The 22,352-nt window shown below is 60.1% G+C and carries 19 protein-coding genes and 4 tRNA genes; 14 read left to right on the top strand and 9 right to left on the bottom strand.

The genetic code is table 11. From position 1 onward, the window contains the following. Nucleotides 1–104 precede the first annotated feature (104 nt). The gene (gene purE / locus R6W86_RS06080; protein ID WP_410328482.1) at nt 105–596 is read right to left on the bottom strand and encodes a 5-(carboxyamino)imidazole ribonucleotide mutase; all 492 of its coding nucleotides are present in this window, start codon (nt 594–596) and stop codon (nt 105–107) included. A gap of 402 nt (nt 597–998) precedes the next feature. Between purE and R6W86_RS06075 the strand changes: the two genes are divergently transcribed. The 6 genes from R6W86_RS06075 (at nt 999) to R6W86_RS06050 (ending at nt 3,774) form a co-directional block, all read left to right on the top strand. Beyond that, nucleotides 999–1,967 carry a hypothetical protein gene (locus tag R6W86_RS06075; protein ID WP_410328481.1) on the top strand — a complete coding sequence of 323 codons (969 nt, stop codon included), beginning with the start codon at nt 999–1,001 and terminating at the stop codon, nt 1,965–1,967. 139 nt (nt 1,968–2,106) lie between these two features. After that, nucleotides 2,107–2,949 carry a DUF2846 domain-containing protein gene (locus R6W86_RS06070; RefSeq protein WP_410328480.1) on the top strand — a complete coding sequence of 281 codons (843 nt, stop codon included), beginning with the start codon at nt 2,107–2,109 and terminating at the stop codon, nt 2,947–2,949. Nucleotides 2,950–3,051: 102 nt separating this feature from the next. Further along, on the top strand, nt 3,052–3,294 hold the full coding sequence (locus R6W86_RS06065) for a hypothetical protein (protein ID WP_410328479.1): 243 nt from the start codon (nt 3,052–3,054) through the stop codon (nt 3,292–3,294). A 166-nt stretch (nt 3,295–3,460) separates the two neighbouring features. Further along, nucleotides 3,461–3,536: transfer RNA gene (locus R6W86_RS06060), tRNA-Val, on the top strand. A 76-nt stretch (nt 3,537–3,612) separates the two neighbouring features. Further along, nucleotides 3,613–3,689 (top strand) — tRNA-Asp (locus tag R6W86_RS06055). A 9-nt stretch (nt 3,690–3,698) separates the two neighbouring features. Then, a tRNA-Val gene (locus tag R6W86_RS06050) sits at nt 3,699–3,774 on the top strand. A gap of 214 nt (nt 3,775–3,988) precedes the next feature. Here R6W86_RS06050 and R6W86_RS06045 read toward each other — a convergent pair. Then, on the bottom strand, nt 3,989–5,395 hold the full coding sequence (locus tag R6W86_RS06045; protein WP_410328478.1) for a 3-oxoacyl-ACP reductase: 1,407 nt from the start codon (nt 5,393–5,395) through the stop codon (nt 3,989–3,991). Between the two features lie 321 nt (nt 5,396–5,716). Between R6W86_RS06045 and R6W86_RS06040 the strand changes: the two genes are divergently transcribed. Together R6W86_RS06040 and R6W86_RS06035 are read left to right on the top strand one after the other, a co-directional pair. Continuing rightward, entirely contained in the window at nt 5,717–7,042 is a 1,326-nt protein-coding gene (locus R6W86_RS06040) for an acetyl-CoA C-acetyltransferase (RefSeq protein WP_410328477.1), read from the top strand. Nucleotides 7,043–7,269: 227 nt separating this feature from the next. Further along, nucleotides 7,270–7,346 (top strand) — tRNA-Met (locus tag R6W86_RS06035). Nucleotides 7,347–7,414: 68 nt separating this feature from the next. Here R6W86_RS06035 and R6W86_RS06030 read toward each other — a convergent pair. Then, entirely contained in the window at nt 7,415–8,890 is a 1,476-nt protein-coding gene (locus R6W86_RS06030) for an amidase (protein ID WP_410328476.1), read from the bottom strand. A gap of 38 nt (nt 8,891–8,928) precedes the next feature. After that, on the bottom strand, nt 8,929–9,936 hold the full coding sequence (locus tag R6W86_RS06025; protein ID WP_410328475.1) for a hypothetical protein: 1,008 nt from the start codon (nt 9,934–9,936) through the stop codon (nt 8,929–8,931). Nucleotides 9,937–10,054: 118 nt separating this feature from the next. Between R6W86_RS06025 and R6W86_RS06020 the strand changes: the two genes are divergently transcribed. Further along, nucleotides 10,055–11,851, top strand: a complete 1,797-nt coding sequence (locus R6W86_RS06020; RefSeq protein ID WP_410328474.1) for an autotransporter assembly complex protein TamA — start codon at nt 10,055–10,057, stop codon at nt 11,849–11,851. After that, nucleotides 11,848–15,597 (top strand): translocation/assembly module TamB domain-containing protein, encoded by a 3,750-nt coding sequence (locus R6W86_RS06015; protein ID WP_410328473.1) that lies wholly within the window; start codon nt 11,848–11,850, stop codon nt 15,595–15,597. Before R6W86_RS06020 ends, R6W86_RS06015 begins: the two co-directional genes overlap by 4 nt. A gap of 7 nt (nt 15,598–15,604) precedes the next feature. On the opposite strand, the gene R6W86_RS06010 is transcribed toward R6W86_RS06015, so the two are convergent. The 3 genes from R6W86_RS06010 to R6W86_RS06000 are packed head-to-tail and all read right to left on the bottom strand — an operon-like array spanning nt 15,605 to nt 18,047. Further along, a complete protein-coding gene (locus R6W86_RS06010) occupies nt 15,605–16,288 on the bottom strand; it encodes an SIMPL domain-containing protein (protein WP_410328472.1) in 684 nt (227 codons plus the stop codon). Between the two features lie 15 nt (nt 16,289–16,303). Continuing rightward, entirely contained in the window at nt 16,304–17,053 is a 750-nt protein-coding gene (locus tag R6W86_RS06005) for a gamma-glutamyl-gamma-aminobutyrate hydrolase family protein (RefSeq protein WP_410328471.1), read from the bottom strand. Continuing rightward, entirely contained in the window at nt 17,046–18,047 is a 1,002-nt protein-coding gene (locus R6W86_RS06000; RefSeq protein ID WP_410328470.1) for an amidoligase family protein, read from the bottom strand. Before R6W86_RS06000 ends, R6W86_RS06005 begins: the two co-directional genes overlap by 8 nt. A gap of 197 nt (nt 18,048–18,244) precedes the next feature. Here R6W86_RS06000 and lexA point away from each other — a divergent pair, with 197 nt between their 5' ends. Together lexA and R6W86_RS05990 are read left to right on the top strand one after the other, a co-directional pair. Beyond that, nucleotides 18,245–18,853, top strand: a complete 609-nt coding sequence (gene lexA, locus R6W86_RS05995; RefSeq protein WP_410328469.1) for a transcriptional repressor LexA — start codon at nt 18,245–18,247, stop codon at nt 18,851–18,853. Between the two features lie 46 nt (nt 18,854–18,899). Then, nucleotides 18,900–19,391: a cell division inhibitor SulA gene (locus R6W86_RS05990; RefSeq protein WP_410328468.1), complete on the top strand. Its 492-nt coding sequence runs from the start codon at nt 18,900–18,902 to the stop codon at nt 19,389–19,391. Nucleotides 19,392–19,425: 34 nt separating this feature from the next. Here the strand turns inward: R6W86_RS05990 and R6W86_RS05985 are convergent, their stop codons facing one another. After that, nucleotides 19,426–19,686 (bottom strand): hypothetical protein, encoded by a 261-nt coding sequence (locus tag R6W86_RS05985; protein WP_410328467.1) that lies wholly within the window; start codon nt 19,684–19,686, stop codon nt 19,426–19,428. Nucleotides 19,687–19,737: 51 nt separating this feature from the next. Continuing rightward, on the bottom strand, nt 19,738–20,250 hold the full coding sequence (locus R6W86_RS05980) for a hypothetical protein (RefSeq protein ID WP_410328466.1): 513 nt from the start codon (nt 20,248–20,250) through the stop codon (nt 19,738–19,740). 238 nt (nt 20,251–20,488) lie between these two features. On the opposite strand from R6W86_RS05980, the gene R6W86_RS05975 reads away from it, so the two are divergent. Further along, complete coding sequence (locus R6W86_RS05975) at nt 20,489–20,740, top strand: DUF1329 domain-containing protein (RefSeq protein ID WP_410328511.1); 252 nt, start codon at nt 20,489–20,491, stop codon at nt 20,738–20,740. 134 nt (nt 20,741–20,874) lie between these two features. Continuing rightward, nucleotides 20,875–22,326, top strand: coding sequence for a sigma-54 dependent transcriptional regulator (locus tag R6W86_RS05970; RefSeq protein WP_410328465.1), 1,452 nt, complete (start codon nt 20,875–20,877; stop codon nt 22,324–22,326). Nucleotides 22,327–22,352 lie beyond the last annotated feature (26 nt).

The following is a 22,352-nucleotide window of genomic DNA, read 5'->3' as shown; positions in this document are numbered from 1 at the left end:
TGGGGAGAGCTTTCCAAAACACGCTCCTGGCCGGACCCGCATGCGGGTGCTTGTAGCGTGTTTTGGACACAAGGCCCCGCGCGCTTCTTGCTCCGAATCCAACGTTACTGATCAGCGGGATCCGGATTATCGAGGACCGTTTGGGTCTGGGTCGAACGAAATTCTTCTACGGCTTTTCGGACGTTATTATCGAACGTGCCGATGATTTGTGCTGCAAGTAGGCCGGCGTTGGTGGCTCCTGCTTTGCCGATGGCCAGGGTGCCTACGGCAATGCCGCCCGGCATCTGGACGATGGAGAGCAGGGAGTCGAGGCCATTCAGGGCCTTGGACTGGACCGGTACACCGAGTACGGGCAGGGCGGTCTGGGAGGCCACCATGCCCGGCAGGTGGGCGGCTCCGCCGGCGCCTGCGATGATAACCTTCAGGCTGCGGTCGGCGGCGGTTTTGGCGTAGTCAAAAAGCAGGTCCGGGGTGCGGTGGGCGGAGACGACTTTGGTTTCGTAGGGTACGCCGAGTTTTTCGAGCATGTTGGCGGCGTGTTCCATGGTGGGCCAATCGGATTTGGAGCCCATGATGAGTCCTACAAGCGGCTGCATATGCAACATCCTGAGATAATTGGAAAGCCGGCCATTGTATGTTTTGGTTACTTGCCATGCAACTTGGCGAGTCCAGTGGAAGGCGTCGTTGGGCCGGACTTTCCAGAAACCGCTACGAGCACGTTCATGTCCTCAGGGGTCTGATGAAAGCCTTCATCTGACCCCATCTCAAGGTCAGTCTCCGTGGTTGCCGCTAAAGAGAGGTCGGAAGAAGGCTTTCTTCTGACCCCGACCCCATGCCACATTATCGGAGCTTCATTTCACCCCGTGCATAAGTGCATGTATTATCGGACGTTGACCTGAAAAGCGCCGATAATTCAGACAGAGCCGTCCGGACATACCTTATTTAACGATCCGGCCAGTAGAAGAACCAACAACCAGAACTCAGACCCAGGAGCAGTAATGGATTCCATCCGCCCAGATGACGACGAACTTCGAGCAGACGCGCCCATTGGTAGCAGTGAGCGGAAACGGCCTGCACCGAAAAAGTCTGCCGGTGCGACGGCTACTGGTTCCGCTGGCTCTGGGGGTGCCGGGAAGCGGTCGGCCGGTAATGGAAATGGAGGCAACGGTAAGGGCGGCCTGGCCGCTGTCTGGTTGTTGTTGATTGCGGTTGCGGTGGCTGCAGTTGCCGGTTGGTACTCCCAGAATCAGCGGATTCAGGCTTTGGAGTCACAGCTTGAGGAGGCGGATTACTGGGCACGACAGAGTAAGTTGGCGCTGGCCCGGTTTGAGGGTGAGCTCTCGGAGACCGGGGAAAATCTGCAGGAGCGGGGGCAGTCGCTTGAAGAGCAGATTGCGGCGAACAAGTCGGGGCTTGAGGAGGCTTCCAGTGAGATCCGTAAGCTCTGGGTTGTGGCCAATGAGCGGAACAAGGCGCGGCTGGATGAGCATGAGGAGCAGTTGGCGACGCTGAAGTCGGCTCTGGAGGAAGAGAAGCAGGCGATCGCCAGCCTGGACGCCGCCCTCGAGGAGGCCCGGACGTCGCTGGGTTCGGAGATTGCCGAGCTTGATGAGCAAACGCAGACGTCGATGGTTGCCCTGAAGGAAAACACCGCCCAGGCCTCGGAACAGATTACAACGCTAAGCCAGCAGATGGCGGATGTGGATCAGGTGATCGAGAGCCGTATTCGCCGGTTCGAGCAGGAGCAGAAGTTGGGGCTCAGCGGCATGGAGAGCCGGATTGCTGCTCTGGAGAAGAAGACCGATGGGGTAGCGGGCAGTTCGGAGGTTCGGTCCCTGCGTAACCAGTTGGCGTCACTCAAGCAGACGGTCGATTCCATCGATGCGTCCCGGGCGCAACTGACCTCCCGGCTGGTGCGTTTGTCGGATGAGGTCGACCGGCTGGAGGCGAGGATGTCCGGTCAGTGATCGGGCTGTTGAGTTTTCATTAAACGAGGTGTTCGGCGCTTTGTAACAGTTTGTATTCATCCCTTGCGGTAGCTCTCATTTCTGGCGGGGGCCAGTTGTTATGATCAGGCAACTCGCAAAGGGATGAAGAGCAAGAGCAATGAGCAAACGAACCCTCCTGGCGCTGTCGCTTCTGGTTCTTGGTTCCGGTTGTACGGTGTACCAGTCGGTCGGCAAGAGCGTCGGGTCTTTTCTGCATCCGGTGTCCGGCCCCGATTTCGTCCATATTCCGGATGGCGGGTGGAATCAGGATAACGCCCTGCTTTATTTCTATCGCACCCATTCCCAGTGGGCCGCGGATGAGATCGAGGCGCCCAGCGTCTACATTGACGACCACCACTATTTCAATATCCGGAACGACAGCTACACCTGGCTTGAGGTAAGTCCCGGCGAGCGTCACATCGCCATGCGTCGGCCGCTGTTGGGGCTGGAGGGGGTAAATTCGTTCAGTCTCAGTCTGATTGCCGATGCCACGCTCCGGGTGGAGCCGGGGCAGATCTACTACCTGCGTTACAACGAGCTCACGGAGCCCGAACAGATCCATCCGGATCTGGATCCCGAGCATCCCCTGGCCGAGGGGGATCTTCAGCTGGTAACCCGCAGCTATGCCATGCAGGCCGGGGAGATCGTATCGACGCAGTTCCTGAACAGCGACTTGTTGGCACCTAATCATGCCGCCACCTCGATTGTGGAGGTGAACGAGGATATCGACTACGAACGTTCGCTGGCCAGGTTGGAGGAAGAGCGGGAGCTGGAGATTGAGCGCCTCAAGGAGGAGGGAAAATACGAATCGGCGCCGTGGTACTGGCCATTCGGCGGTGGCCCGACGGTGCCTCTGGAAGCAGAGCGCAAGATCCGCAAGCTGGAGCGGGAATATGCGGCGCTGGAGGAAGAGCGGGAGCGTCGGGAAGAGGCGGAATCCGGCGGTTGGTGGTTTTTCTGAGCATTGGCTGAAGCAACAGGGCGCGGGAGCGGTTTCACAATTGTGAATGCCGGAACTGGTTACTACACTGCATTCAGTGAAATGAATCAGGAAGTCAGGACGATGTCTTTGAAGGATCGATTGCAGGGCAGGCTGGAGAAGCTGGCCGATAACGTGGTGCCTCGGGCCATTCAGGGGCTTGAGGATGTCCGGAGACGCCTTGATGAGCTGAATTGCTCGCTGGCGAGTCGGTCCATTCCCAATGATCGGCGCTCGCAGGTGAGTGAGTTGTCCTTGCGCCAGAAGGCGGAACAGGCTGGCCAGCGGCTGGTGGAAAAGGGGCCGAAAAACGGCTCTGGTAAATGACCGGTTTCTGATCAGATTTTGGTTAAAAACCGCCAGATTTTGAATGGCTTGCAGATTTCTTCAGAAAATTTCCGGAAAAGGTTTGACACCGTCAGCGAAATGCTTAAAATGCGCGTCTCACTTGCTTGAGACAGCAAGGACTTGGAAGCCTCTCGAGGTTGAAAGTGGGTGGTTAGCTCAGCTGGGAGAGCATCGCCCTTACAAGGCGAGGGTCGCAGGTTCGATCCCTGCACCACCCACCACTTTCAGAGTCTTTCACAAGCATCACCGGATCACCCCATCCGGTTTCAGGTTCAAGCCCACGGGCTGAATTGATGCGGAGCGGTAGTTCAGTTGGTTAGAATACCGGCCTGTCACGCCGGGGGTCGCGGGTTCGAGTCCCGTCCGCTCCGCCATTTTTTCCCGGGTGGTTAGCTCAGCTGGGAGAGCATCGCCCTTACAAGGCGAGGGTCGCAGGTTCGATCCCTGCACCACCCACCAGAATTTCGAAAAAGAGCCAGTCCGAAAGGACTGGCTCTTTTTTTGTTCCAGGGGTCCGATACCCGCTCAGGGGTCTGAAGAAAGCCTTCTTCTAACCCCAAGTTAGCCCCAGCTCCGAGGCTGATCTGAAATTGGGGTCAGATGGAAAGCCGGAGGCTTTTCATCAGACCCCTGGGGCAACCAGACCCTGGGGCGTCAGACCCCACCCGACACCTCACTTCCCAATCAACGACTGCCCGCAAACCCTCACAACATTCCCGTTCACGCCATTCGAAGCCGGGCTGCAGTACCACGCAATCGCCTCGGCCACATCCACCGGCAGGCCGCCCTGGGACAGGCTGTTCATGCGCCTCCCGGCCTCGCGGATGGTGATGGGCATGGCGGCGGTCATCTGGGTTTCGATGAAGCCGGGAGCAACGGCATTGATGGTGATGCCGTTCTTCAGCTGTTTCGCCATGGCTTCGACATAGCCGATGACACCGGACTTGGCGGTGGCGTAGTTGGTCTGGCCGAAGTTGCCGGCGATGCCGCTGATCGAGGAGATGCACACGATTCGGCCGTTCTCCCGCAGCAGTTCCCGTTTCATCAGCTCTTCGTCGATGTGCTCTTCGGCAGACAGATTCACGGCAATGGTCATGTCCCAGAAATGCTCGGGCATGTTGCCCAGGGTCTTGTCCCGGGTGATGCCCGCATTGTGGATCACGAGGTCGAGGCCGCCAAAGTGTTCCTCGGCGAAGTCGGCAATCAGTTTCGGCGCATTTTCGTCGGTGATGTCGCAGGCCAGGGCCTTGCCCTTGATGGAATCGGTCACCTTCTGAAGATCTTCCATGGCCGGTGGAATGTCCAGGCCGATGACGGTGGCGCCGTCCCGGGCCAGGGTGCGGGCAATGGCTTCACCGATGCCTCGGGAGGCACCAGTCACCAAGGCGATTTTGCCTGTCAACGGTGCCACCGGGTTGGTGGCCGGTGCTTCGGTGCTCTTGCCGATGCGCACTACCTGGCCATCCACATAGGCGGAGCGGGCGGAGAGGAAGAAGCGGACGCTGGAGTCCAGTTGCTTTTCAGCGCCTGGAACCATCCGGATCAGGTTGGCCGTGGCCCCTTTCTTGCCGACTTCCTTGCCCACGGCGCGAACAAAGCCTTCCAGGGCCTGTTGCGCAGCGGCCTGGGGTGCCCTTCGGCAGCTGGCGGGATCCATGCCGATCACCAATACCCGGCCATTGCCGGCGATTTTTTTGATGGTCGGGTGGAAGAAGTCGTAGACCGCCCGCAACTCCTCCGGCGTTTTGATGCCGGTGCCGTCGAAAACCAGGGCGGAGAACTTCTGGTCGATGTCACCGCCAATCTCGAGGGGTCTGGCTTTGTTGCCGGCCTTGGCGGAATCGGTCAGGGTGTCCGGGCCGGAGGCATGGTGCAGGGTGGCGGCGCTGGCGCCGAGGAGGCTACCCACCGTCGATATGGCCCGGGCACCGGCGGCTGAGCCAACGAGGACGTCACCTTCGATGAAGGGCTGGTCGGTGCGTTTCAGGCGTTTAAGGGGCACGGGTGAGGGCAGGCCCAGGGTTTGGGCGGCGGATTTGCCGACGGGGGTGTTGACGATTTTTAGGTAGAGGTCAGACATTGGGTCTTCCTTGTATTTGCGGTTGGATGCAATTTGACCTACAGAGTAAAGAATCCTTTAGTTTTTGTATTGACTCAATGCTTTTGGTTGGTTGTCAGGGGTGCCAATGAGGCTTTCCCACCTGTCGCTAGACTGTTTGGAAATAATCGGGCTATGGGGGAGGATGACTGGGTGTGACTTTCCAAAACCCGCTCAAGCACGTCCCTGTGGCGCTTGAGCTCCGCCATCCATGGCTCCGCACAGTTTTGGAAAGTCACACCCAGTCATCCCATACATTCTACATCGTCCGCCACTTAATGCATTTCAACGCAAGGAACGATCATGGCACAGGCTCCGAAACGTACACAAAGAAAGTCACCAGCGAAGAAAACCGATAACGGAATCCGCCGCGTTGCGGTTATCGGCGGCAACCGCATTCCCTTCGCGAAATCCAACACCGCCTACAGCAAGATCAGTAACCAGGAACTGCTGACCTCGGCACTCCGTGGCCTGGTGGATCGTTTTGATCTTCAGGGCAAGCGCATGGGTGAGGTGGTTGCCGGTGCGGTGATCAAGCACTCGCGGGATTTCAATCTGACCCGGGAGTCGGTGCTCAGTTGTGGGCTGGCGCCGGAGACGTCGGCTTATGATATTCAGCAGGCTTGTGGCACTGGCCTGGAGGCAGCGATTCTGGTGGCGAACAAGATTGCCCTGGGCCAGATCGAGTGCGGGATTGCCGGTGGTGCCGATACGACCTCCGATGCGCCGATTGGTGTGGGTGAGGGGCTACGGGAGATTCTGCTCGATCTCAATCGGGCGAAGACCGCCAAGGAGCGGCTGAAGATTCTGGCCCGGTTCCGGCCGGGGCATCTGGTGCCGGAGATTCCGGAGAATGGCGAGCCGCGTACCGGGATGTCGATGGGCGAGCATGCTCAGGTAACGGCGAAGGAGTGGAATATTGCCCGGGAAGATCAGGATCAGCTGGCCTGGGAGAGTCATCAGAAGCTTGCCAAGGCCTATGAGGAGGGCTTTTTCAGTGATCTGATCACGCCCCTTGCGGGGCTGGAGAAGGACAATATTCTTCGCCCGGATACCACCCTGGAGAAGCTGGCGACTCTGAAACCGGTATTTGACCGCGAGAATGGCACCATGACGGCCGCCAACAGCACGGCGCTCACCGATGGTGCGTCCTGTGTGCTGCTGGCCAGTGAGGAGTGGGCAAAGGAGAACAATCTGGAGGTGAAAGCCTGGCTGACGTTCTCGGAAGTCGCTGCGGTGGACTTTTTCGACAAGAAGGAAGGTTTGCTGATGGCGCCGGCGTATGCGGTGCCGCGGATGCTGGAGAAGGCCGGACTGACGCTGCACGATTTTGACTTCTACGAGATCCATGAGGCGTTTGCCTCGCAGGTTCTCTCCACCCTCAAGGCCTGGGAAGATCCCGCCTTCTGCAAGGAGCGTCTGGGCCTGGACAAGCCACTGGGCAGTATCGACCGGGACAAACTCAACGTGAAGGGCAGCAGTCTGGCCACGGGCCATCCATTCGCCGCCACCGGTGGCCGCATCGTGGCCACGCTGGCCAAATTGCTGGACGAAAAGGGCAGCGGCAGGGGCCTGATTTCAATCTGCGCGGCCGGCGGACAGGGAGTGACGGCGATCCTGGAACGATAATTTCGGGATAGCCGTAATATCCTTTGACAGGATCCATTCCAGACCGTATCATGCGCGCCACGTTGATCGGGGTTACCCCGAAAGACAACCAGTTTTGATGCGGGGTGGAGCAGTCTGGTAGCTCGTTGGGCTCCCAATCCCGTAAGAGCCGAAGGGAGTCTCGACCTTCGGCTTATGAGCCCGACCCATCGGCGGACTCAGTAGTTAAATCGAGATCGAAAGTTTGATGCGGGGTGGAGCAGTCTGGTAGCTCGTCGGGCTCATAACCCGAAGGTCGTTGGTTCGAATCCAGCCCCCGCTACCATTTTTGAAACAAAGCCCGCTTTTGCGGGCTTTGTTGTATTTGCGCGGGGCTTTTGAGTCAGCGTTTTTTCAGAGGCCCTGCGGAGCCTTGAAGCCCGCCAAACCATTCTCCTCCAACAACTCCCCGAACCGTATCGTCGTCAGATCCCTCCCGGGCGCGCTAATCACCTGCACGTTATAGGGCAGTCCCTCTTTCGTGCGGCCGATCGGCACCGAGGTGGCCGGCAATCCCAGCAATGTCGCCAGGGCAATCCAGCAAAACTGGTCCATATAGGCTCTCGGCTTCCCCGCCACGGTGATGCGCCGCTTGAAAATCGGTTGGCTGTGGTCGTGGTGGATAGCAGCCGTGGGGGTGATGGGGGTGAGCAGAACATCGTAATCCTCGAACAGGGTTTCGATCTCGGCCCGCATCTTTTCCCGGACTTCGCTCCACTGCATCCACTCGTAGATCTTCTGGTTCACGCCGCGCGCGTATTCGCCGATATAGGGTGTCACGGGACCGAGCAGGTGTAGCCAGCGTTCGAGAAGTGCAATCCATTTCATCTGGCGGCGCTGGGCCGGTTTCAGGGAAACGCCGATGAGGCTGCCCAGCAGATTGAAATAGACGGGCAGGATGTGCTCCAGACCAAGCAGGGGATGGTTGGCCTCGGCCACCAGGGCGCCCTTGTCTTCCAGGCTCTTGCCGAGGGACCGATAACCCTGAACGAGTTCGTCCTCGACCGGGCACAGGGGATCTTCGAGCCAGAGTCCGACCCGGGCCTGATCCAGTTTCCCGAGCCGCGCGGGCTCCATGGTCAGGGTCCAGCTGCGGCTTTCTGCCGGGCGCGGGCCGGCGATGACTTTCAGGAGCAGTTCCAGATCCTTCGCATTTCGGGCCATGGGGCCGCCTTCGGCCAGGTCCGGTTGCGTTTCGGTGCCGGGCGGCCCGGGTATGTGGCCCCGGAACGACACCAGTGACCGGCTGGGTTTGTGGCCGAATACGCCGCAGAAATGGGCGGGTATGCGGATGGACCCTGCCAGGTCACTGCCTACTTCCAGAGGTGTGAATCCCGCTGCCAGGGCGGCCGCCGCGCCACCGGAGGAGCCGCCGGGGGTGCGGCTCGGGTCATAGGGGTTGTTGGTGACACCGAACAGCTTGTTGTAGCTCTGCAGATCTGTGGCGTAGAGCGGAATGTTGGTTTTGCCGAGGATGATGGCACCGGCCTCTTCCAGGCGGCGGACCACATCCGCATGGCGTTCCGGCCGGTGATTCTTGAGGGCAGGGGCGCCTGCGGTGCAGGTCATGCCGGCGACTTCCCAGGTGTCCTTCAGGGTGAGCGGCAAGCCATGCAGGGGACCCAGGTCCTGGTTGTTCGCGCGCTGCCGGTCCGCCTCCCGGGCCTGCTCCAGCACACGATTTTCATCCAGCGTGACCACCGCATTGAGGGCAGGGTTCTGTTCCCGAATGCGGGCCAGCAGGGCCTGGACCAGCTGTTCGCTGGTCAGTGTTCCGTTCTCAAGCTGGCGCAGGAGTTCGTGGGCCGGTTGGTAATGCAGAGCGTCCATGGGCAATCTCTTGTTGTTTTGGGCGTCTTTCTTTTACGTTACGGCAGTTGGGCACGCCAGTGCTTGACCTTAACCTGGCCTTTTATGGCATCCAGAATCTCGATGATCAGGTCGATCAGCGCCTGGTTCTGGGTTTCATCGGCGGCCACCTGATCCGGGGTGGGCAGGAAGACATTCACGATGTCCTCAATAAAGGCGTGGTTGGAGCTGGAAGCAAGATCTTCCAGGATCTGGTGAATTACGTTGGCAACGATGTCACCCACAGCATCTTCCAGGGTCTCCTGGATGGTGGGGCCAACCATCGGCAGGTATTTCAGGCGCGACAACTCCAGGTTCTGCTTCAGGGCGTGGTCCACCCGGCCTTCGAGGTAGTTGCGCAGTGCGCCACGATTGGGCACGTAGCCTTCCTGTGCCGCCTCGGCAACGCGCTGGGAAATCCAGTCCGAGAGCATGTCACGGCGCGGATACAGGATGTCTTTCTGGATCCGGTCAAACAGGGGAGAACCCCGGCGGACCTCGTCCTGGAAGCCGCTGAGGACCTTGAGCACAATCCGGTCCGACAGCTCTTCCATGAACGCTTCATAATAAAAGTTCACGAACCGATAGATTTTCGTGCTGGTGATGTCGATGATCCGGTACTGGTGCAACCGGTAGATGATGGAGATCACCCGCAGGATCCGGAGGAAACGCAGGCTGCCCACCGGGATACAGCCCACCAGGTCGTACCAGTGAATGAACGGGTAGAAATACCACCGGTCATAGACACTGGCCTTGATGGCATAAGCCCAGCGCACGAAGAATTCGGTGAGGAAGATGGTCACGAAAATCATGTCGTAGAAAATGAACCGCTCGTGGATGGGGTGGTAAGCGGTTTGCAGCGCCGGCGCTTGCTCTTTCAACAGGTTCTGGATGGCGACAAAATTGTAGATGAAGTCCCAGATGATGAACGCCAGGTTCAGGATGAGCAGGCCGAGCATCAGGAAATCGATGATGAACCAGATGAGTTGGTGACTGGACTTCAGGTTTTCCCGGTTTATATGCAGCATGCGGTGGCATCTTATCCGATCTGGAGGCTGTGTAAGTGCCTGACAGGTTAGCGTATTTGTACCCCAAGCACGACAGGCTCCTCAACTTGACCGCCTGACGTTAAACTTCCAATCTTTAATGATACGTATACACCCCTACGGAAAGAACATCAGAAGCCGGAGTCTGTCTATTAACCCGATCCCGAGAATTTACCCGTTCTGCCTGTTGTTGCTACTGGTGTGGCTATGGCCGGCTGCGGGGTATGCCCGGCAGGTCGAGGTTCGGGTCAACGGCGACTATTCGGAGCTGGAAGCCAACGCGAAGGCCTTTATTGGTGAAGTAGAGGGCCGCAGCGAAGCCAACCTGCGCCGATATGCCGTTACGGCCGTTCGTCAGGCTGGTGAGGCGCTGCGGGCCCTGGGTTATTACAACCCTCGAATCGACTGGCGAGTGGAAGCGGGGGATGAAGAAGGCCCGGCCCTGCTCATTCTGGAGATCGATCCGGGTGAGCCGGTGAAAGTCACCTCGCGGGAGGTTGATATCCGGGGCCCCGCAGAGGAGGACCCGGCGTTCATGAGTGGGCTGCCGGAAACACCGGCCGTGGGGGATGTTCTGGATCACGGTGAGTATTCCGGCCTGCGGAGTGCCATCCAGACCCGGGCCCGCCAACGGGGCTATTTTGGGGGGCAGTTTGTTACCCGGACACTGCGCGTTAATCCGGAGGAGAATACCGCAGAGATTGTGCTGGTTTTTGAGTCCGGTGAGCGGTACCGCCTGGGAGAGGTCACCTTTGAGGAGGGGCACTGGTTCGAGACCTCGTTGCTGGAGGATTTTGTCACCTTTGAGCCGGGCACCCCTTATCACACGGACCTCATCGCCCGACTGAACCGGGACCTCTCCAGCAGTGGTTATTTTTCCGGTGTGGATGTGGATGCCGTGCCGGGGAATGCGGTCGATGGGGTTATCCCGGTGAGTGTTGCCGTGACGCGCCGAGAGCGCCGTTCGGTGGCGACCGGGGTGGGTTTCTCCACGGACGTTGGCCCCCGTGTCCGTGGCACCTGGCGCGAGCACTGGATCAATCCCATGGGCCATAAACGGGGTGCCGAAACCGAAATATCCCAGCCCCGGCAGAACCTCAGTACCTGGTACGAGCTGCCCCTGGACCCGCCGATGACGGATCTGATCCGCCTGACCGCGGGTTACCAGCGGGAGGATATCGAGAATGTGGAATCCGAACTGCTGATCCTCGGCCAGCAGTGGCAGCACCAGCTGGATAATGGCTGGTTGCAGGTGTTGTCAATCCGCTGGGAGGGCGAGCGCTTCAATATCGGCGATGATGAAAAAGGCACCAGTAGCCTGCTACTGCCCGGCGTCGGCTATTCCAGGCTGCGCCAGGATTCTCCCCTGGACCCTTCCCGGGGCTATCGCTTGCAGCTGGATGTCACTGGTTCGCATCGGGCGGTGTTGTCCAAGGTGGACATCCTGCACGTCTACGCCCAGGCCAAGGGGCTGTATACCCTGTTTGACAATCACCGGTTCCTGGGGCGTTTCCAGATCGGAGCGGTCGGCACCAATCGCTTTGAAGATGTGCCGCCCTCGCTGCGTTTCTTCGCCGGTGGTGACCAGAGTGTCCGGGGCTACGGCTATGAAACGCTGTCCCCGGAAAACGACAATGGCGTGCCGGTGGGCGGTCGGTATCTGATGGCGGGTAGTGCCGAGTATCAGTACGAGTTTGCCGAGCGCTGGCGGGCAGCGGTGTTTGTGGATCACGGCAACGCAATCAACGATCTGCTTGATCCCCTGGCCACAGGTGCCGGTATCGGCCTGCGCTGGGTCAGCCCGGTGGGGCCTTTACGGTTGGATATTGCCAAGGGCCTGGATCCGGAATTCGGCGGGGACTGGCGAATTCACTTTTCGATGGGGCCTGAGCTGTGACGGACGAGAACCAGGCGATGGACACGGCCAACGAACACGCCCCCCGCAAGTGGCATCCGTTGCGCTGGCTGGGGCTGATCCTGGCGGTGATCATCCTGCTACCGGTGCTGCTGATCGGTGCGGCCCTGCTGGTGGTTCGCTCGGAGACAGGGACGGCCTGGATTATCGAGCAGGTACCGGGCCTGACGGTGAACGAAGGGCAGGGCACCCTGCTGGGGCGGTGGCAGGCAACGCGGCTGCAATGGCAGGGCTATGGCATCAATCTGGATTTGCAGCAGCCGCTGCTGGACTGGTCGCCCTCCTGCCTGTTCCAGAAGCGGTTGTGCGTCGACACGTTGCACGCACAGGCGATGGACCTGGAAACAGCACCCTCGTCAGACGGCACGAAACCCGCTTCGGGCTTCACCTTGCCGGTGGTCGACATCCCGTTGTCCCTGGAAATCCCGGATGTTCGTATCGGGGCATTCACGGTCAACGAGACCCCTGTCTGGGACCGGTTTGAACTGGATGCCGGCGGATCCGGTGCCAGCTGGCAGCTGGAGCGGGTTCATTACCAATTGGCGGATTATGTCGTTACTGCCCGGGGACGGGCAGAAACCAGGGGAGACTGGCCGGTCGACCTGGAAGTCATCGCCACACTGCCGCCACCCCGTGGGGATCAGTGGGAGATTTCGGTGAACCTGTCGGGCAGCGTCGAGGATCTGCGCCTGGATGGTACCAGCCGTGGCTATCTGGATGCCCGGCTGTCAGGCCGGGTAGCGCCTCTGGATCCGGCGTTACCTGCCCGGTTGCGGGTTGTCGCTGACCAGTTCACGGCACTGGATGCCCTGCCCGAAACACTCACCTTCCAGGAGCTTGTCGTGGAGGTAGACGGATCGCTGGAGCAGGGTTTCCGCACCAATGGCAAGGCCACGCTGCCGGGTACCGCCGGACCCGTGGCATTGAAGCTGTCTGGCCTGGTCACCACCGCCGGTGCCGATAAGCTTGAGCTGGTTCTGGCCTCCGAAGGGGAGCAGCCCGGCGAAGCCAGTGTCCGGGGTAACCTGAGCTGGACTGACGGCTTTTCCGCCGAGGCCGACCTGGCGCTGGATCGATTCCCCTGGTATTCGCTGGTGCCGGGTTTGTCGGAGCCGCCGGTTGCACTCAATACCCTGACAGGCAACTTCAGTTGGGCGGCCAATCAGTATCAGGGTTCTCTCAAGGCGGAGACACGTGGCCCGATTGGGGAAGCAACCGTTGCAGCTTCCCTGGATGGGGATCTCAAGGCGGTCAACCTCTCTGAGCTTGCCCTGGAAACCGGCGCCGGATCAGCCACCGGCAGTGGCCGGGTCGGCTTTGACGGACCAGTGACCTGGCAGGCTGTCCTTGAACTCAGTGATTTCAATCCGGGCTTCTGGATGCCCGCGCTGCAGGCGTCGCTGAATGGCGAGGTCAAAAGCGAGGGCTCACTTGAGCAAGCTCCGGTGCCGCGTATGACCGCAAGCTGGGATCTCACGGGGAGCTGGCGCTCCCACGAGACCCTGGCCACCGGCGCTCTGGATACCTCATCCGGCAGTTGGGTGGTATCCGGGCTGGAACTGGTCGTAGGGGACAACCGGATTTCCGGCGACGGTACCTGGGGGCGTGAACTTTCCGCAGATCTGACCCTGTCCTTGTCGAAGCCGGATCAATTTCTTGCCGGCCTGGGCGGCGAGCTCGAGGCGACGCTGAACCTTTCCGGCAGTCCGGAGGACCCGATTGCAGAGCTTGCGGCCAATGGCCAGGCTCTGGTCTGGCAGGACCAACTGACCATCGGCAGCCTGGCGGTGAACGCCTCCCTGTCGGAAGGCCAGGTACTCGATGCCAGCGTGGAGGCCGGAAAGATCGAGTCGGCAGGTCAGGAGCTGGAAATGCTGGTATTGAATGCCGCCGGCACCCGGGAGGATCATACGCTGACGGTGGATGCGCAACATGCGGATGCCCGGGTCACCGTGGGTTTTGAAGGCGGCTTTGGCGAGCGCTGGCAAAGCTGGCTGGGGAGTCTTGCTACAGGAGATATCTCGATCCCGGAACAGGATCAGCGGTGGCGCCTGCAGGTGCCCGCGGAACTGGCTTGGGAGCCGGATGGACGGGTACGGTTCGGCGCCCATTGCTGGGTCTGGCAGCAAAGCTCGGTGTGCGCAGAGGACCAGTTACTGTATCCGCGTCCGGAGATTGGCTATCGGATCAGTCGCTTCCCGACCGGGGCCCTGGCACCGCTGTTGCCGGAAACACTCCGGTGGCAGTCGGAGCTGAACGCCGAGGTGTCATTCACCCAGGGTGATGCAGGCCCTACCGGCCGTGTGTTTATTGATGCTGGCAGTGGCGAGTTCGATGTCCTGGTCGATGGCAGCTGGGAGGCGCTGGGTTACTCGTCACTGACGGCGGAACTCGCTTTGCAGCCGGAGGTGGCGAATATCGATGTCCGGCTGGATGGCGATGCGCTCGGCAGTTTTCGTCTTAATCTGGCCGTCGATCCCGACAGCCCCGACCGCCGGGTTGAAGGGGACTTCAGTCTTCAAGGCCTGGATCTGGCCCTGGCCGGGGTTTTTACCGGGCTGCGGGAGGTGGCCGGCGAAATCAGTGGCCAGGGGCGATTGTCCGGTCCGCTGATGAAACCTGCGGTGACAGGAGAGCTGGCACTGGTGGATGGCCGGATCATGGATCCAACGTTGCCCGTGCCTCTTGAGGATATCCTGCTCCAGTTTGACCTGAACGGGTATTCCGCTGATCTGAGCGGCCGGATTCGCAGCAATGATCGAAGTGAAATCACTGTGGATGGCAGTTTCGACTGGTCCGGTGCGCCGAGGGGGAGGCTGGTCATTGCCGGCAGCCGGATTCCGCTCAATATTGAGCCCTATGCCCGGCTGGAAATTGCCCCGGACCTGGAGGTGACCTTCAGCGAGGGGGATCTGGGGGTCACGGGCGAGGTGGCTGTCCCTCGGGGAAGTATTGAAATCAAGTCCCTGCCGGCGCAGGCGGTCCAGGTGTCCGAGGATGAGGTCATCGTGGGCGTGGAACAGGAGGAGCCGGCCATCCGTTCCATGAATATGGATGTCACCGTCCGGGTCGGGGAGGACGAAGTCACCTTCGCTGCCTTTGGGGTCACCGGTAATCTCGAGGGCACCCTGCGCATCGGCAATGATATGGATACCCGGGGCACGCTGCAGCTGGTGGAGGGGAATTACGAAGCCTATGGCCAGGAGCTGGAACTGCGCACTGCCCGATTGTTGTTCGTGGGCAATATTACCGGGCCCTACCTGGAGATCGAGGCGATACGTGAGGTGGATACGGTGGTGGCCGGGCTGCGGCTCAGTGGCCCGGTCCAGGCGCCGTCGACCGAAGTCTTCTCGAACCCGGACATGCCACAATCCGATGCGCTGTCTTACCTCATCCTTGGTCGGGCGCCACAGAGCCGGGGCGACGAAGGACAGATGAGCCGCGCTGCCCTGTCACTGGGTCTGACCCAGGCCAGCAAGGTTACCGGGGAACTTGGAGAAGAGCTGGGCATCCGGCAACTGACCCTGGAAGCCGAAGGCACCGGTGACCAGACCTCGGTGGTGGCCAGTGGTTATCTGACGGAGGACCTCAGCGTGCGCTACGGCGTGGGCATCTTCGAGCCCATTACTACCGTGGCATTGCGATATGACCTCGGCAAATATTTCTACCTGGAAGCCGCCAGTGGTCTGGCGGCCTCGCTCGATATCTTTTACACCCGGAATTTCTGAGCGCGGATCACTCGAGGGTGAAGGTGGCGGAAACCGAGGCCGTCATCTCGCGGACTCCGACGCTGGTCACCACATCCTTTGCAGCACGGGCCTCGGCCATCATCATCGGTCCCGGCCGGTAACCGCTGTTGATGTTCATTGTGACCACTTCGCCACAGGACTGCTTCAGTTCCCGGGCCACGAATTCGCATTGGGCCCGGGCATCGGCGATGGCGGCTGCCAGGGCTTCCCGCTCCAGTTGCGGCTCGTTGGAGTGGTAGAGCTGCTGTGGCCCCAGGCTGTATTCCATGCCCAGCGCCTGAGCCTGTTCCAGCAGCGGGTTCAGCAGCGTCAGGTCGCTGATACTGAAGGTCACGGTCTGGGAGGCGACTGCCTGCTGTGTCGACTGGCCACCCCGTTCTGCCGGCGGGATCGTCCGGGTGTACAGGTTCAGCTGTGCATCGCTGTAGTCAGAGAGCTGGTCCCGCCAGCTCTCGATGCCTTCCCGCCATTTCTCCATCTGTCGCCGGACCTGGTCGCTGGCCTTGTTCGCGAGGGGATCCTCGGCGCTGGCAGTGAACTGGAGGTGGGCGCTGTCCGGTTCGTAGCGCACCGTACCTTCGCCGGTGAGTGTCAGCTCACCGGCCATCGTCAGTGCTGGTGCCATCGTGAGAGAGATGAGCGGGAGCAGTAAGTGGTTCCGTCCGTTCATGGGAGCAATACTCCTTCAGGGTGTGATTTCATGGGTGGCCAGACCAGATTCGGGCTCCAGCCGGGCCAGTTTGAAATTGCGGGCGGCTTCGACAAAGTGGCCGAAAATGCGTCGGTGCCCGCCGTGATACAGCAGGTATTCCGGATGCCATTGCACACCCATGAGCCACTGGCCGCGGGAGTTTTCGATGGCTTGTACAAACAGATCGTTGTCTACGGCAACCACCCTCAGGTTCTTCCCCAGCCGCTTGATGGCCTGACTATGGATGCGGTTGGCTCCGATCACTGGCCCTTGCATCAACTGCCCGAGCCGGCTGTCCCTGACCAGCCTGACGGTTTGCAGGGGCAACAGCAGGGGCCTGTGCCGGGTATGGACTCTCAGGGGTGTGACGTTCTGGCACAGGGACCCGCCATGGAATACGTTGATGAACTGTGCCCCACGGCAGATTCCCAGCACCGGGATGCCAATGGCCTCAGCTTCCTTCAGCAGTCGCTGGTCAGTGGCATCCCGCCGCCGGTCGTAGCGGGCGGTAACCTGGGGCTGCTGGCCAAAGTTTTCCGGGTGGACGTGAGTGCCGCCGGAGAGCACCAGGCCGTCCAGCAGTGATACATCCACCCGGGAGCCGGGGCGAATATAATGAGTTCGGGCACCATGCATCCGCAGCGCAAGGCTGATCAGACGATGGGCCAGGCTGCGTCGGGCCGGCCCACTGATGCCGATGGTGACCCCCGGGATTTCCGGGGCTTCATGTAATGCGTCAGACATAACCCTTGGTACGCAGCCACTGGTCTGTGGTTTCCTGCCAGCTGTGGGTCAGGTTGTGAAAACTGAATTTCCGGCTGTCCCGGAACAACCCCCTCAGTTCGGCGAGGTCACCGGCCCGGTTGGCAATCTGTTCCAGAATAACCCAGTCGTTCCACACGCTGGAAAAATGCCATTCCGGGTTGTCGATGTCGCAATCCGGTAGCCGGTAATGCAGGGTGGGGCGACTCTTGATGCGCGGGTCCCGCACGTACTGGCCAAGCAGGTCGGCGTCCAGGTGTGAGAACAGCGGGAGCAGGTCCAGGGCCCGGTTTCGGGTCGGATTGAACTCCAGGTAGTCCCGCATCAGCTGTGTTTGGTTGGGAGCGTAGTTATCCACCATCAGCACGTCGGTATAGCGGGAGGCCCAGGGTTCAATGTAGGTGGTGAACTTCCGGCTGAAGTCCAGCTGGTGCCTGGCCTTCAGCCAGTCGTACAGGGCCGCGAAGGCCTGCAGATAGCGGACGACCGTTGCCGGTTCGAGATCCGGCAGTTCGGGGTTGAGCTGCAGGCCGAAGGCAAAATAGATAGCCTCCCGGCTCCCCAGGGCGCCAAGCAGGTGGAACTCATCCACCAGGGTTTCGATATCCTGCAGGCGGGACAGGGGAATTGGCGGTGTCACGATTTCCAGTGGAACGACACGCTCGGCCGCAGCATCAATCACATCCATCGCCTGGCCTCCCAGCTCGCGGATGGAGCTGGGCAGGCGTTCATCTGCCAGGTCCAGCTCCTTGATCGGATCCGAATCAAGCTCGATCGTGAAAGGGCCCAGAGGGGTATCAATCCTCGTGACATACCGCGAGATGGTTGTGGCAGGCGCGTCCAGCAGGCGGGATGCATAATCCACGAGCACTTCATAGCCCAGGCCGGACAGCTCCACCTCGACGCCAACGCGGCGCTCCCCTCCTTCGCTGTTGAGCCGCACGTCCGGTAACGTGCAGGTACTGGTCTGTGACATCGGGCTCCCTGAGTCTGCATGTATGGATTTTTTCACCATAACACATCCCCTGGTTGCCAACGGGTTACGCAGGTGACAGAAAATCGGTGGGCGGGCTTTACACTGGATAAAACACTGTATATAGTCAAATCACTGTATAAAAAAACAGGCGTGTCCATCAGGGCGGGTCTGTCACCTGGATCGACCGGAGTAACGGAATGAAGCTGACTGCCAGGCAACAACAGGTACTGGATATTATCCGGCGCTATGTCGACGAGACCGGCTACCCGCCCACCCGGGCGGAAATTGCGGCGGAGCTGGGCTTTCGCTCTGCCAACGCGGCGGAGGAGCATCTGAGAGCGCTGGCCCGTAAGGGCGCGATCGAAATGGTGCCCGGTGCCAGCCGCGGCATCCGCTTGCCGGAAGCCGAGGAAGATCCGGGCCTGCCGGTGATCGGTCAGGTGGCAGCCGGTAGTCCGATCCTGGCCCAGGAGCATATCGAGGATCACTGTACTCTGCAGCCCGATTTCTTCTCGCCGTCGGCAGACTACCTGCTGCGGGTGCGCGGCATGAGTATGAAGGACATCGGCATTCTCGATGGCGATCTGCTGGCGGTTCACCGCACCCAGGATGTGCACAACGGCCAGGTGGTTGTGGCACGGGTCGGGGAAGAAGTGACCGTCAAGCGGTTCCGGAAGGACGGAACCAAGGTGTACCTGATTGCCGAGAACGACGAGTTCGAGCCCATCGAAGTGGATCTGACCGAGCAGGAACTGTTTATCGAAGGCCTGGGCGTGGGGGTCATACGCCGCTCCGACCTCCACTGAGCCAGGCCAGCCACAGCCAATCGATAAAAGAACAAGCGGGTGACGTATGGAACAACTGAGCTTCAACCAGAATCTGGCCTATCAGCAAGGCGTCCTGTCCCATTCCGAGCCGGCGTCGGGCGTTCCCGGGCGACGGGCTGTCATCCGCACCCGCCGCAGTTCCGAGCCGCGTCCAGCGGACGTTGCCGGTAACGTGACCGAGATTATCCTGCCCCAGGGACAGGTGGAGAACTTCCAGTTGCTACTGCCGATGCTGACCCAGCTCAACCAGGAAAAGCGCTGGTTGGCCTGGATTGATCCGCCACAGGAGCTGGTCAGCAAGTGGCAGAAGATGCATGGCATTGTCACGGGGGAATTGCTGGTGCTGCGCTCGACGTCTGATCTGCCTGCCCAGCAGTTGGCTGAGCGGGCACTCAGGGCCGGTACCTGCCACGCCGTTGTGATGTGGACCAGTAAACTCGGCCGCTCCGCACTGGAATCGCTCCAGAGCGCATCAGCCGAGGGTAACAGTCACGGGGTGGTGCTTCGCCAGCGTTGAGGCTCGGGGGAGGGCCGGGGCGCCTACCGCCAGGTCAGTGTAGGGTATAGGAGGGCTGCGGGTCGATTGCCTCGACCTCCTCCTCTTCCCAGTCAATGTCATGGGTGATGTCGCCCACAGCTTCAATGCCGGCAGCGATCATGGCCTTTGCCACATTCATGTCACGATCTTCCATCATTTCCCGGGCTTCCTGCGAGAACGAGATTTTCACCAGTGGCGCGCTGTCGTCGTCGATCCGACGCAGCGCATAGTCGCCGTTGCTCAGCTGTACAATTTCAAAAAACGATGGTGACATTCGGTAAACCTGTCTGTTGTTGAGATCCGGAATCCAGCATCTGGCGGTTATTCACCACTCGCTGTGCTGTTCTTCCAGATCGTCTGCAAAATGTTTGAGTGCGCCCAGGGTTCTAAGCAATCCGGTAGCTGACCTGTCTGGTCCGGTTTCCGCTGAAACCGCGATGATGTTGTCATCCGTTATGGTTTTCCGGGTCGCCGGTGGGCGACTCTGACTCTGTTCCAGTTGGTCCAGATGATTCCACCAACTGCCAGGCTCCGATGCGAGGTTTCGCAACCGGCACACTTCGTTGGCCTCTGCGCCGATAAGTGCCGCCAGTTCCTCCAGGGTTTCCGGCTCGGCATTTCGTTCCTGGTAAAGCCGGGCGATCATCACCAGCAACAATCTCCGGCTACGGAGTACCAGCTCTGTTGCACCCTGGATCGCCGCTTCCCGTCGCAGCGCTTGTTCCGCTTCCGGTGCCGGCTGCCCGTTGGCTGCCAATGCCGGCAGATCAAGCTGCCCCAGCAGCGTCTTGGCCAGGAACAGTTTTTGTGAGACCAGCGAATGCCATTGCGAGGCCATGAAGTACCTGCGATTTCGGATAAGGAACATCTGGCAGATTAATTAAACGAGGATTATACCATTTCCGTGCAACGATTTCTGCACCTGTCTCATGATTTGATGTGCCTTCACAAGAAGATACAAACATTCGCTTGAAACGATCGTTTGAATTTGGCAAAAGCAGCCCGTTTATGGAGCTGCTGGAGATGTCAGGTAGGCGAAGCCACATTGCCGCGGGTGCAGCGGCGGCACTGTTCGGATTGTCCGGGCAGGCCTGGCCTCCGAGGAATTTGATGCGCAGGGTAACCTCTGGCGGGTCTCAGAGGCCCACAACATCAGCTACTACAGCGAGCCGGTGTTCTGGACCACCATGGAAATGACCTATGACCTCAAGGCCGGCCGCTACTACATCGATGGCCTGGATGACGGGTTCAGGGCCTATGACTTCGCGCCCGGCTTCCGCGGCAACGAGTTCACTGCCTCCGCCGCCCGCCGGGCCGCCCGGCGGTGAATGAAGAAGGAGTCGGATGAAAGCCTTCATCTGGCCCCATCTTCATTCACCCTCTTCTTTCACGCTGTCATAAAATTGACTCTTCCCCCCAAGCGGTCTTAAATACCAGTAGAAGGCTCCAACGGAAGGGAAAAATGTCTAAAAATAACAAGGTGCTGGTGCTCAGTGAGGATGAACTGAGACGGCACGATCTGGTTACTATCCTCGAATTTGTCGGCGAAGGGCAGGTGGTTGCCGGCGACGAAGCTTTGGCGCTGCTGGCTCATGGTGATGACCTGCAAAGGGCAGAGGTTGGTGTTGCTCTTGTAAGTGGCGAAGGCGGTCGGGTGGGTGAATCCCTTGCCCGAGTGTGTGATGCCTTGCCAGGGGTGCCGATTCTGCTGGTGAACGGTGCCGAACCCTCCGGATTGTCCGACGGATGTGCCAGCCACATCATTGCCCGCCTCGAATGGCCTCTGAATTACGCCAAGTTTGTCGATTCCCTCTATCGGGCACAGATCTACCGGGACCACGCTGACCGCAGCCGGCAGGGGCGGGGGCATTTGCGCGGTTTGCAGTTGTTCCGCAGCCTGGTTGGAACCAGTCGCAAGATACAGCATGTGCACCAATTGATGGAGCAGGTGGCGGATATGGACGTGACGGTGCTGATCACCGGGGAGTCCGGCACCGGTAAGGAGGTGGTCGCCCGCAATCTGCATTACCATTCCTCCCGGCGGGATCATCCGTTTGTGCCGCTCAGTTGCGGCACGACCCCGGCCGAGTTACTGGAGAGCGAGTTGTTCGGCCACGAAAAGGGGGCATTTCCGGGGGCGATTTCGGCCCGGGCGGGACGGCTGGAACTGGCCAACGGCGGTACCCTGTACCTGGATGAAATTGACGCACTGCCGCTGGCATTACAGGTGAAACTGCTTCGGGTCCTGCAGGACCAGACCTTCGAGCGCATGGGCAGCCATCGCAGCGAGAGTGTCGACGTCCGGATCATCGCCGCCGCGGACCGGAACCTGGAAGACATGATCGATGCGGGGGAATTCCGGGAAGACCTCTTTTACAGCCTGAATGTCTTTCCTATCGAGATGCCTGCCCTCCGGGAGCGAGTGGAGGACATCCCCCTTCTTATCAACGAGCTGATCTCCCGCATGGAGAAGGAAAAGCGGGGTTCGCTGCGCCTCAACTCGGCCTCCATCATGAGTCTGTGCCGTCACGACTGGCCCGGGAATATCCGCGAGCTGGCAAACCTGATCGAGCGGCTCGCGATCATGCACCCCTACGGTGTGATCGGCGTGCAGGAGCTGCCGAAGAAATTCCGCTATGTCGACGATTACGACGAGAACCGGCCTGTGGAGGACTCCGGTATGCCCTCGGGGGTGCCCGGCCTGGTGGGTCTGGATGCTCCGGCATTGCTGCCGGTAAATGGCATCGATCTCAAGGAATACCTTTCCAATCTTGAGAGGCAGTTGATCCAGCAGGCCCTGGATGAAGCCGGAGGCGTGGTCGCCCGGGCTGCCGAAAAACTCCGTATCCGCCGGACGACTCTGGTGGAGAAGGTGCGCAAATACGGCCTGCGGGAAGGACCGGCCGGATCCTGAGTGCCCGGACCGGCGACAAAGGCTCT

Origin of the sequence: Marinobacter sp. (assembly GCF_046484525.1) — a bacterium.
Lineage (GTDB): Bacteria > Pseudomonadota > Gammaproteobacteria > Pseudomonadales > Oleiphilaceae > Marinobacter.
This window is presented reverse-complemented; position numbering and strand designations above follow the sequence as displayed.